Genomic DNA, 11922 nt, shown 5'->3' with positions numbered 1-11922 from the left:
CCGGGGCGAGGGCGCTACTGCCATGGTTCACTTGCCGGACAGCTTGGGATAGCCGGGGAGGGTGTATGGAAGAGCCAGGATTCCGTGTGCTGCTGACAGAGGCAGGAGACCGGAGGGTTGAGGCGGTCCGTGCGATTCGGACGGTCACTGGCCTGAGTCTCTGGAAGAGCAAGCTTCTACTAGACGGCGTACCTGTGGCGGTCACAGAACCCAACTGGCTCGAAGTCGCAGAGGACGCAGCCGAACTCCTTGAGGACGCGGGCGCCCACGCGACAGTGGTTTGCGACTGGTGTGACCGCACCATCACGCGGGGGGGCGAGCCCGTCGACCCGGCTCCATGCAAGGGGCCATGGCCTGCAGGGACTTGCCGAGCGAGTTGCCCGCCAGCCACAGACTGGGTACGGCCACTCCTGAAGAAGACACAGCCAGGTCAGAAGGACAGTTCGTGAGCCTATTCTGCCCAATCCGTAGTTAACCTCGATTCGTCAGCGGGATTCGATCGCTGATCAGTTTGACGGTCCACCTATAATCTCCCCTGGCGTATGATGACGGGTCTTCGCGTGCCGGTGTTCACGCCCCGTCACAGGCCTACTGGGCGGGGCCGCAGGAAGGCACGGATCGCGGCGGGATCGTCGGGGATCGTGCGCAGTTCACCGGGCGGGGTGACGGCGGCGGCCATCGCGGCCAGGGCGCGGTTGGGGCCGGTGCCGATCGTGGTGTGGAGTCCCGTGTGGGCAGTGATGCGTAGACGTACGAGGTGGGCGAGGCCTTCGGTGTTCTGGTCGAAGTAGCGGCGGGCGCCGGTGATGTCGATGGCGACGGCATCGGGCGGCAGGGCCTGTACGGCCGGGGTGATGTCGCGCAGCAGTGCGAGGACCTGTTCGTAGCGGTCGGTGTCGGCGAGGGTGAGGCCGTGCAGGTGGATGTGGAGGATGCTCCGGTCTGTGGTGGTCATCGCGATCACCCCGCCGACCCGGGACTGCGGTGCCCTAGACGTCGCAGATCCGCCGACCTGGTCCCCGCGGTCTGGAGATCAGCGAACGCGTGAAGGCGAGCCCCTGCGGTGCCGTCGGGCAGGGTGCGGCTGTGGCGCGAGCCGGTGTTCTGGGCTGGGGTGGGTGCGGGTGTGGTGTGGCCGAGGAGGTCGAGGGCTGCCTGCGGACCGTGGTCGCGGCGGGCGAGGGCGACGTCTTCCAGGTTCCACGCCATCGCGCCGACGACGGTGCGCCTGCTGCCGCGGCGCTCGACGGTGCCGCGGACCAGGAGCAGTCCGGACTGGAAGATCGTGTGGGCGCAGGCGTCGTGGGAGTCCTCGAAGAACGCCAGGTCGACCAGGCCGGAGCCGTCTTCGAGGGTGACGAAGATGACGCGTTTCCCGCTGGGGATGGGCGGGGTCTGGGTGGAGGCGCGGACGCCCGCGACGAGGACGCGCTGCCCGGCGTGGAGGGCCTGAAGGTGTTTGGCGTCGGTGGCGCCGAGTTCGCGCAGGAGCCGGTGGTGGTGGTCCATGAGGTGGTGGGTGACATCGATGGACAGCACGTCGAGTTCAGCGGACAGGGCCTCGCGGCGGGTCATCTCGGGCAGCCCGCTGGCACCCGCGGTGACGAGTTCCTCGCCGAGCGGGAGCTGGCCGTCGGTGGTGGGCTGGCGGAAGTGGCGGTGCAGCTCGGTGGCCTGCAGCAGGAGATCGCGGCGGGTCGCGTCCCCTTGGAGGGGGCCAAGAGCACCGATCTGGATGAGGCGCTGGGCCAGGGGCAGGCTGGGGCGGGCGCGCTGCCACAGGTCTTGGAGGCTGGTATGGGCTGGCCGGCCGCGATCCGGGCGGTCTCGGCCTCGCTGATCCCGCGCACCGTGGCCAGCGCGAGCCGCACCCCCCACCCCGTGGCGGTGCGCTCAACGCTGTGCTCGGGCCGGGAGGCGTTCACATCGACGGGCAGCACGGGCACGCCGTTGCGGCGTGCGTCCGAGGCCAGCACGCGCATCGGCCACATACCCGGGTCATGCTCGAACAAGCCGGCGTAGAAGGCGGCCGGATGGTGCGTCTTGAGCCAGGCCGACTGCACCGCCGGAACCGCGAACGCCACCGCATGGCTTCTGCAGAATCCGTAGGCCCCGAACTCCTTGACGACGTTCCAGACCTCGTCGACCACTGCCGCGCTGTATCCGTGGGAGCCCGAGGCTTCGCGGAACCACGCCTCGACTCCGGGGAGGCGTGCGGGGTCGGCGAGGGCGCGGCGGGCGACGTCGCCGGCGGCGAGGTCGCAGCCCGTCATCGCGGAGAAGATCTGCATAATCTGCTCGTGCCAGATGACGACCCCGTACGTGTCGTCCATGATCGGCACCAGGTCCGGGTGCGGGTAGTGGGGCTGCTCGATGCCGTGACGTGCGGCGATGAACCGTGCGGGCATTCCCCCGGCCACCGGTCCCGGCCGGAAGAGGCTGATGTCGGCGATGACGTCCTGCATGTGCCGGGGCTGGAGACGCGAGATCAAATCCTGCTGCCCACTTGACTCAATTTGGAAGCAGCCCAGCACGTTGCCGCTGCGGATCAGCTCGAAGGTCGCCTCGTCACCGAGGTCGACGTGGTCGGGACTGTCGAGGTCGAGCTGACGGCCGGTGGTACGGCGGATCTCCCCCACGGCGTGCGCCATCGCCGACTGCATCCGCACGCCCAGGACATCCAGCTTCACCAGGCCGAGGTCCTCGACGTCGACTTTGTCCGCCTGGAGCATCGGATAGCCGCCGGGGGTCGGCTGCACCGGCAGCCGGTCCAGCAGGGAGATGTTGGAGATGATCACGCCGCACAGGTGCATCGCGTAGCCGCGCGGCAGTGCGTCCAGGCCTTCGGCAAGCTCCCACAGCGGGCCGAACTCGGCGGCCTCGGCGGCGAGCTCCTTGAGTTCGGGGAGCTCGGCGAGGGCGCTGCGGATGTCGCAGGCCCGGATGTGGGGGAAGCTCTTGGCGATCCGGTCCACGGTCTGGGGGCGGATGCCGAGGGCGAGTCCGGTGTCGCGCAGGGCTTGGCGGCCGCGGTAGGTCTCGGGCATGCCGGTGACGGCGACCCGCTCCGGTCCGAACCGCTCGAAGATCCGGTCGTACACCTCCAGCCGGCGTGCCGACTCCACGTCGAGGTCGATGTCGGGCAGCGAGGTCCGCCGCTCGGACAGGAACCGCTCGAACAGCAGCCGGTGTTCCAACGGGTTCGCCGTGGCGATGAACACCCTGCTGTTCCCGGCCAACGCCCCGCCCCCTCGGCCTCGCCCTGCTCCGGTACTCCAGTACACCAAGGCTCGTAAGCACGCACTGGGCGTTCGCGGTCATCGCCCCCGGACGGACGACGCACCGGCGCCGGCCGCCCCCTCAGCTCCAGCTCGCAGGCTTCCCACCGCGTTTCACTCTGAGCTGCTGACATGGCCGCCCAGCTCGCCATCCTCGACGGCACAGAAACACTCACCCTCGAAGTCCTCAACGACGCCGCCCGCCACCTCCGACCTACCCCACGCAGAACGAACCTGAAGAACACGCCCGAAGACCGGGGCGACAGGCCTGACACTGCTGCCAGACACACCCCTTTCCGCTCGCCCACAGACAGAGCCCCAGACACCCCCCACGCTTCTCAATACATCTGCGGGACTCTCATCCAACTTACGGCCCCGCAGGTCAAGGCCCTCTGGCACCGGAAGCAACCCATCACCGAAAGCCTCGGTCTGCAGCACCACAGGTCAAAGAGATGCCAAGAGACGGCCATACCGCAGCATGAATGAGAACGCACACCGGGCGGGCGGCATCGCGCGCGCGTGCCATCCGGCCGATTCGGCCGTGCGGGGACCGCACGCGGCAGCGGCGCACTGCGCCCAGCCGTGCCTGTTTTTCGGGGGGCTGTTCCCACTCCTCCGCACGGCATGTCAGAAGGCGACGGGGACCGGAACGCCGAGGGCGACGGCCGCACGGCGGCAGCCCGCGAGGACGACGGCCAGCTCAGCCCGTGCGTCCGCCGCCGGCCCCTGGGTGGTCACTCGGGATGCCCTGGCCGCCGCCGCATGTAGTTCCGCGCGTGCAACCGGCGCCTCACCGGAAAGCACCGTGAGCTCGGCGGCATCAGCGACTGCGTCCACCAGCCGCGCCACCTCTGCGGGTCCAGACACTGTTCGGTGAACGTGGACGCCGAGTAGCCGGGGTGCCCATCCCTCGAGGGCGCCCCTGATCTGCTCGCACAGCCCATCGATGCCCATGCGCGGGCTATCAGGCGCATTTTCGACGTTCATCTCCATATCGTCGCCCCCACTACCGACAGCACCTGAGGTGCGACCAGCGCCCTGAGTTCCGGCTCGGCGGCAGAGACGTTGCGACGAACGGCCGTGAACTCGTGGCTGCAGTAGTAGCGGAGGCGGTGCCCTGGTGGGGTCCCTTTTCGATGCGGTGGGCGGGGTCTGCCAGTGCCGAAGCTCCCGTCTGAGGTGGGTGTGGATCGATTGTCAGTGGCTACCCCTAACCTGATCGCGACATTTCAGTCATTAGAGAAAGAGGCTGTCATGCAGGGAGAAAATTCGGTGGACGGTGGAGAGGACTGGGTAGCCGAGGGCTGGGCCGCTCACGCCCTTCCTGCGGGCGATCCCGCCAGGCCCTTCGGCTATCTGCTGAGCTCCCGTCGCTGCGAGTACGTGCCGATCATGGATGTGCTCGAGCGGTCTGTGGATCCTCTGACACCGAGGGAGGTCGCCTGCCAGCTCACCGAGGAGGGTGTAGACCTGCCGCTGAGCGTGGTAACCGTGCGTCTGCGAGCCTTGGACGACACCTACCTGGCCGCTTGCGGCAGGCCCGACTCGGACATCGAGCATTACCAGGACCTCAGCGGGGCGCGCTGGCGGTACAGCTCCACACCACGGGGGCGTCAGGTCCAGCGGCTGTACGCGCAGATGGCGTCGGAGGGGGCGATCCAGAAGGAGATCACCCTGGACGGCCTGAAGCGCATCCGTGACGCCTTGGACAGGATCGGCGGCGGATCCGCTCTGGACGCTGAGGACGTGGCCCGGCTGGCCGGCGGCATCTTCGTGGAGCACGACCACCTCGACGCCGCACTGATGGGGCAAGCGGGCATGCTCGCCCAGCTCGCGCACCGCTTCGACCTGGATGCGGCCGGCACCGTGGAACTGAAGAGCCTGCTGGTCGACTACGCCACCCACGTTGTCGCGCAGCTCGACAGAGGTATCGCTCTGGTACATCAGCGCCTCAAGCGCCTACGGCCCCGCTATGAGGAGCTCGTGGCCGCGATGCAGGGCCAGTCCCATGCAAGGGCCCTGGTCGAGCGAGGGGTCCTGGCCCCTGCTCGCGGCCTGCGCACGGGCGACTGGGAGCAGCTGCTGCGATGGTTTTCGCCGGGTTACGGGCAGGCCGAGCGGTTCGGGCTGGACCTGGTGAGGGCCATTCCGATGATGCACACGAACCTGCGTCGGCATCAGAGCCAGGTGGGGCCAGGAACGTTGCGGGCGAAAGCGCTGGCGCTGGCAGTGGGCTGCCAGCATCCGCGCTACGGCAAGGCGGTCGAGCGGGCGTCGCTCGGGGATCACCCGTGGATGAAGTTGCACACCGTGGCTGAGGGCGAGAGCTGTGAGGTGCTCTCGTGGCATGAGGGACCGCGGGTACCGGCCATGGCCATGCTCAGGAAGACGGGGCAGAGCAGGCCCAGGGGGCGCGTCGGGGCGCGCAGGCCGCGGGAGGAGGCCGCGGCCACAGCGGCTGAGCAGCGCAGGCAGCGCACGCTGGAGCAGGAAGCGGCCGTGGCGGAGGTGCTTGCGCGCGAAGGACTTCTGTCGGAGGCCGCGTGCAGGCTGGCGTTGAAGGCGGTCATGGCCGCGGCCCGGGCGCCCGAGAGCGCCGGTTGCCGGGTCGGCAGGGCTGGTGGCCTGGGGTGCACGATCACCGCGGAAGCCTCGACGACGGGCCGTGTGGACGGTCGCCGGTGGTCGGTGCTGCTGCCCGGACGCACTGTGCTCTTCCATCCCCCGGCAGTGGTGCCGGCTCCAGGGCGCCGGCGGGGGCCCGGCGTGGTCGCCGCTGCGGCTGCTGAGGTCACAGTCCTGGTGGAGGTGGCGTCATGAGGGGCGGCGCCGGGATCGTGGATGACGAGGAGTGTGAGGAAGTAGCTGCCCTCGCCCGGCAGCTGGCGGTGAAGACCTGGCTGGTGGGCGGACGTGAGGACGAAGCGATCGAGGCGGTGCACCGCAACCTGCCGGCCCTGCGCGGCACCATGGACGCGGTGGGGTGGTCACTGGCGGTCGAGCCCGACTTGGTCCGGGTGTACAAACCGGTCACCTTCGCCGCGGGCCGGATTCCCGATGGCGGCTCGCACGAGGGCTCCTGGTACTGGCTGACGGTAGCCGCTTTGGAGTCGGCCAGGCCCCGGGTGGGCCTGGGCCAGGTGGTGGCCGCGGCCCGGGACGCGGCGGCCGAGGCCGGGATCCCTGTGCTGCAGTCACCGACCGAGCTGCGCGCGCTCGTGACGGCCCTGTCGATGCTGCGGGCCCGGGGGCTCGTGGAGGAGATCGGCGAGGGTCGGATCGAGGCACTGCTGGAGCAGGAGGATCCTCCGGTCCTGCTGCGCGTCCACCATGCCAGGCTGCTGCACGTCCTGCCCCGCAATGTGCCGGTCGACGAGTTCGGGCAGTGGGCTGCGGATCCCGGCAAGGAGCCGCTCTCGTGGCTGGAGAGCCTAAAGGCGCCGGAAGGGCTGTCTGCGCGGATGTGCGGGATGCTCGCCGACGAGGCAGTGGTCCACAGCGGCGACCTGTCGGAAGACGAGCAGCAGTGGCTGTGCAATCGGCTGGCGTCGGAGGGGGCCGCTGTGGCCAAGGCCTTCGGGCTGCGGCTGGAACAGCGTGTGGAGGGCGCGGCGTTCGTCATGCCGGCCGAGGCGTACACCAGCGACAGGGAGCTGGGGGCGTTCACGTTTCCCCGGCGCGGGCGCGGCGGGACCGTGCCTCATGCCGCTCTGCTGCTCATCGACATTGTGGTGTCGGTCGGGGAGCGCGGTGGTGCGCTGGCTCCGGGCGAGGGCTGGTGCGGCATCCGGTCCGGGGAGGTTCTACGTCATCTGGGTGAGCTTGCCCGTGAACATCCTGGCTGGGCCGATGAGTTCCGCAACGCCCCGGAACGTCTTGGTGATCATGTCAGGGAGTTGCTCGAGCCGGCGGATCTGCTGCGTGTGAGCTGCGGCTACGAGGACTGGTGGTGGCTCTCCCCGGCCTCGGCGCGCTGGACTGTCGTGCCTGATGAACCCGATCCCTTCGGTACACCGGTTCCTCTGCGCAAGGAGACATCGCGATGACGGTTGACAGGCCTGCACGCTGGATGTGGCGGTGGCATCTGAGCGGGGGCGGGGTGGAGAACGTCTGGCACTACACCCGGGAGCTACTGCCCTGCCCGTCGGGGCGGCTGCTGCTGCGCGGCCCCAACGGCACCGGCAAGACCACTCTCCTGGAGGGCCTGTGCCCCTACCTGCTCAACCCCCGCGCTCAGGCTCTGAGTTCCGGAAGGAACCGGTCGACCAGTCTTGAGTCGTTGATGAAGGGCGGAAGCAGCGGGCGGCGGCGCAACGGCTACCTCTGGCTGACGTTCTCCGCGCCCGAGGCGCTGCCCGATGCGGGCAGTGATGAGGTGCACTACGGGGTGCGTCTGGAGTACGCCCAGGGCTGCAGCCCGGCCGTGGAGGTCGTTCCGTTCTGGACCCCCGTCCTGCCGGGGGATGGTCGGGAAGACCTGAGCGAGCTGTCGCGCGAGGAGTTCACGGCCGTCATCACCGGCGACGGCGGGCAGGTCTTCAAGGACGGCGACGACTACGTGGCCCACCTCGCTCAAACCGTCTTCGGTACCACTGCCAGCACTCTGAAACAGCTCGCCAAGCGGATCAGGAAGATCCGCAACCCTGGGCTGCTGGCCGGCTTGAACCCGCGCGAGGCCGAGAACGAGCTCCGCCAGGTTCTTCCGACGGTCGATGCCGACGTGCTGCGGGTATGCGAAGAGGCGCTGGCAGCAACCGAGGACACCCGGCTGCGCTATGCGCGTGCCGAAAAGACCACCGGACTGGTCATGGACCTGGCGTCGGCCTGGACCCAGGAATGTGCCAGACGCCTGAGGCTGGCCTCGGAGACGGCCCGTAAGGAAGTGAAGAACCTCCAAGAGGCGAGGGCGGACGCGTCAGCCGCGCAGGAAGAAGCCCAGGCCACCGAGGACGGCAGAGCCCGCCTGACCGATGAGCTCAGCGCACAGGTGGCCGCGGAACGGGTCGCGCGCAGCCGGGCCGAAACCCTGGCTCGTGATGCCGCCTCCTCTGATGTCACCCGGGCCCGCGAGAAGGCGGAGGCCACGCGCAGCAGGTTCGACGCGGACTGCGATGTCCTGCGGATGAGTGGGCAGGTGGCCCGGGAACGCACTGCTGCTCACCTTGCGCTCGCTTCGTCTGCGATGGCGCAGGTGGAGGAGATCGAGCGGGAGTGCGGCGAGGGCGGGGTATCGGTGTCGCTGCACGTGCCCGTCACGGTGACCCGCCAGGACCCGTCGAGGGCGCTGCGCATCGGGAAGGTGGACTTCGAGCCGGTTCCGACGGTCACCGTCTGCACCCACACGGTGGGGGTGGACCAGTCAGTGGAAAGTCTCAGCGCGGGAGCCGAGCGTTCCAGGCGGCGCAGCGCCGATGCCCACGTGCTGCTGCACGCCTACAAGGACGTCGCCGCCCGCGAGACTGCGGCACGCGCCGCCCGCGAAGCCGCGGTGGACGCGGCACGACTGGCCGAGGCCGCGACGGCCCGGTGCGCGACCCACACGGACAAGGTGCACCAGTGTGTTGCGGTCCTCTCCTCTGGGGTGGAGAGCTGGGCGCGGTCTTGCACGAGCGGTCCGCGCACACCGCGCCTGGACCTCGCCGAGATCGCTTCGACGGCGCAGGACTGGAGACAGGCCGCGGAGACCGCTTCGGTCGTGCACGAAGTGGCCGGCCTGGCCCGTCGGATCTCCTCGATGGCCGCGGACGCCGCGGGCCGGGCCCGTACGCGGGCTGGACATCACAGGAAGCAGGCCACGCTTGCGCGCAAGCAGGCTCAGGAAGACGAACAGCGGGCGCAGGCCTGGCGTTCCGGACGCCTGCTGCCGTTCCCCCGCCCCTCGTGGTCCGCGTCGCCGAGCGGTGAGGAGCGCGCCTTCGCAGCAGCTGTCGAATGGGACGAAGCCGCTTGCCCGGCCGGCTGGAACCGTGACGTACTCGAAGCGGTACTCGAAGCGGCAGGTCTGCTCGGGGCGACCCTGACGCCGGCCGGCGTGGAAAGCGAGGACGGCTGGCAGGTCCGGGCCCAGGGGCCGCTCCTGCCGCCGCAGCAATCGCTGGCCTCCGTCCTGACGGCGCTCGCCGGGCATCCCCTGGAGAGCACCGCGACCCAGGTTCTGCAGCGGATCGCGCTGCTTGACAGCGCCGTCGGTGGCGACGGCGATACGGCAGCGACGTTGGTGATCGGCGCGGACGGCACCCACCGGTGCGGTCCCCTGCTCGGCCGCCTGTCTCAAGCGGCCGTGAGCCGGCCGCCCGCCGCCTCTCACATCGGGCTCGAGGCCAGGCGGGCGGCGGTGCTGCGGGAAGCCGCCGCTGCACAGGCCGACTGCGACCGCCAGCGGCGTGCAGCAGCCCGGCACGAGCAGGCCGCCCGGGCACTGGCCGACTTCGAGCGGGAATCCGGCCGTCTGTCCGGGGCCTTCCCCCAGCAGCTTATGGAGGACACGACGTGTGCGGAGGCGCTGCGGGCCGACAGTGCCTCCGCCGCGGCGGCCGCCCGGACCGACGCCGCGCTGGCCGACCGCAAAGCCCTCGAACAGGAGTCGGCCCACCGGACAGCCCTGGACCGGTGGAGAGGACAGGCAGTCTCCTACGAACTGCCCGACGAGAAGTCTCTGGTCGAGGAGGAAGCCGAGACTGCCCGTCGCAGCCAGCAGGCCATGTCCCGGGCCGCCGAGCGGATGCGCACGGTCCGCGCGGCCCTGTCCGCCATCGAGGCGGCAGCTCAGAAGGTGGCCGAGGCGCTGGACATCGTGCGCACCAGCCGTTCGGCGGTCGAAGGCAGCCACAGCGACCTACTCGCAGCCAATACCGCGCTGGAGGTGTGCCGGCAGCGCTGCAGCCTTGATGAGGTGGATCTCGAGCAGAAGGCCGAGAAAGCGAAACTGGAGCTGCAGCAGCTCTCCGAGCAGCTCGCCGCCTGCCGCGAGGAATACACCAAGGCCGTCGAAGCGGCCGTGCGCGCCCGCTCACGCCACGAGCAGGCAACCAAGGACCTGCGGGCCGCGGAACCGGCGTCTGAGGACGCTCTGACGCACGTCGCGGAACTCGTGGCCGTTGCGGGGCTGCGCGAAGCCCTCGGCTGGCACCAAGACGCCAAGGACCTGTCCGGCGAGTGGCTGGCCTCCTTGCAGACCGCACTCCGGCAGGTGCCCGAGGCCTCTGCCGGCCTGGAGGAGTGCACGGACAACTTGCGCGCCCACCTGCGCGATGAACCGGATGACGGATGGCGGCTGGGCCGTGGCCCCGTCCCCGAACCGATGCCGGGCCACCAGTTCCACCTCGGAGGCCGCCGACTGTCCCCGCCGGCCGCCGCAGCAGAAGCCCGCGCCCGCCGCGACCAGGCTTTGAGCGCGTACGACGCGGCAGACGCGGAAGCACTCGAGAAGTTCGTACTGGGCCGCATCCCCGCTGCCATCAGCACCGCATGGGTGGAACTCGAGGACTGGATCGACGAGGTCAACGAACAGATGTCCCTCGCCTCCGCTTCATCCGGTGTCGGCGTACAGGTCGACATCCGTGTCCGCAAAGACCTCTCACCAGCCATCTCCACGATCTACCAGCTGGCCTGCAAGGTCTCCGACGCGGACCGCACCACCGAACAGCAGCAGCTCATCGGCCAGGCCCTGCAGGCAGTGCTCCGGATGGGGAGCCACGACGCCACCGATGAACGCCGAAGCGACATCGAGCGCGGCCAACGACTCAAAGACGCCATCAACATCCGCGACTGGGTCGACATCCGCTACATGATCACCCGCACCGGGCAGCCGCGTGAGCGGTGGGGAGACCCCGGAGTGACCGTCTCCCAGGGAGAGAGCCGGCTGATCGTCCTGGCACCGATGCTGGCCGCGCTCTCGGCCGCCTACAGGTCCCTGCCCTCCCACGCGGCGCGCATCGCCGCGCTGGACGAAGTACCCGGTGAGATCGACGAGAAGGGACGCGACGGGATCGCCGCCTACGTGGCCAGCCTCGGACTGGACCTGATCTGCACCAGCCACCACTGGGACGGCTCCCCCGGCGCATGGGACGGCGTCGACGTCTACGACCTAGAGAAAACGCCGGACGGCACCGTCGTCTCCTTCCAGGTGATGCACGTGTACGACCACGACCTGGTCGCGGCCACCGGGCACGCCCCTGCCGCCGGTATCGGCCAGGCCCAGCCGTGAACGGCGACACCGTCTGCACGCAGGGTCTGTGCCCGACAGGAGCGTGCGAGGGGGCCGACCTTGCGCCCTTCCTCGACGGGAACATGCTGTGGCTGTGGGAGCAGCTCGCCCGCCGTGCGGACCGGGTCGGCGATCCCGCCCTGTGCCAGGGCACCACAAGGATCACCGCGCCGGCTGAAGCCGCTCCCCGGGCAGCCGTCCTGGGCCTGCTCGGGTCCAAGTCCCTGCGCCCGGGACAGAGCAGGACCATCGATCTCGGCGACCTCACCCTGCGCCTGCGCAACCGAGGCACGGGGTTGACCGCCGGGGTCGTCGCAGCCCACGCGGTGGGCCGGCCGCTCCGGCGCAAGACAGACGAAAGGGGCCACAAAAAAACCCCCCCCATCTCCCCCCCACAAGGGAGTGACCCGCTCCCTTCCCCCCCCCCCACCACAGCCC

General features: G+C 69.7%; 6 protein-coding genes and 1 pseudogene. 5 read left to right on the top strand and 2 right to left on the bottom strand.

Features of this window, described 5'->3' with window-relative positions:
* The first annotated feature begins 65 nt into the window (after window positions 1-65).
* Entirely contained in the window at window positions 66-449 is a 384-nt protein-coding gene (locus ACFWBW_RS32655) for a ribosomal protein L7/L12 (protein ID WP_385380297.1), read from the top strand.
* A gap of 131 nt (window positions 450-580) precedes the next feature.
* Here the strand turns inward: ACFWBW_RS32655 and ACFWBW_RS32650 are convergent, their stop codons facing one another.
* On the bottom strand, window positions 581-955 hold the full coding sequence (locus ACFWBW_RS32650) for a hypothetical protein (protein WP_385380294.1): 375 nt from the start codon (window positions 953-955) through the stop codon (window positions 581-583).
* A gap of 5 nt (window positions 956-960) precedes the next feature.
* Window positions 961-3266 (bottom strand): annotated as a pseudogene (locus ACFWBW_RS32645) (DNA polymerase III subunit alpha); the annotation flags it as partial.
* Between the two features lie 1266 nt (window positions 3267-4532).
* Here ACFWBW_RS32645 and ACFWBW_RS32640 point away from each other — a divergent pair.
* The 4 genes from ACFWBW_RS32640 to ACFWBW_RS32625 form a co-directional block, all read left to right on the top strand.
* Entirely contained in the window at window positions 4533-6098 is a 1566-nt protein-coding gene (locus ACFWBW_RS32640; RefSeq protein WP_385380291.1) for a DUF2397 family protein, read from the top strand.
* Between the two features lie 17 nt (window positions 6099-6115).
* A complete protein-coding gene (locus tag ACFWBW_RS32635) occupies window positions 6116-7324 on the top strand; it encodes a DUF2398 family protein (protein ID WP_385380288.1) in 1209 nt (402 codons plus the stop codon).
* The gene (locus ACFWBW_RS32630) at window positions 7321-11484 is read left to right on the top strand and encodes an SbcC/MukB-like Walker B domain-containing protein (protein WP_385380285.1); all 4164 of its coding nucleotides are present in this window, start codon (window positions 7321-7323) and stop codon (window positions 11482-11484) included. The genes ACFWBW_RS32635 and ACFWBW_RS32630 overlap by 4 nt, the downstream gene beginning before the upstream one ends.
* 83 nt (window positions 11485-11567) lie before the next feature.
* Window positions 11568-11922: TIGR02679 domain-containing protein (locus ACFWBW_RS32625; protein ID WP_385380346.1), on the top strand; the 355-nt coding region annotated here is incomplete at its 3' end.

It is taken from the genome of Streptomyces sp. NPDC059957, from assembly GCF_042730015.1.
Lineage (GTDB): Bacteria > Actinomycetota > Actinomycetes > Streptomycetales > Streptomycetaceae > Streptomyces.
The sequence above is the reverse complement of the archived record's forward strand: the minus strand, read 5'-3'. Positions and strand labels throughout refer to the sequence as shown.

Excerpts from the sequence above, each read along its gene's own strand:
- ACFWBW_RS32655 (WP_385380297.1), top strand. The coding sequence starts at position 66 with ATGGAAGAGCCAGGATTCCGTGTGCTGCTGACAGAGGCAGGAGACCGG.
- ACFWBW_RS32650 (WP_385380294.1), bottom strand. The coding sequence starts at position 955 with ATGACCACCACAGACCGGAGCATCCTCCACATCCACCTGCACGGCCTC.
- ACFWBW_RS32640 (WP_385380291.1), top strand. The coding sequence starts at position 4,533 with ATGCAGGGAGAAAATTCGGTGGACGGTGGAGAGGACTGGGTAGCCGAG.
- ACFWBW_RS32630 (WP_385380285.1), top strand. The coding sequence starts at position 7,321 with ATGACGGTTGACAGGCCTGCACGCTGGATGTGGCGGTGGCATCTGAGC.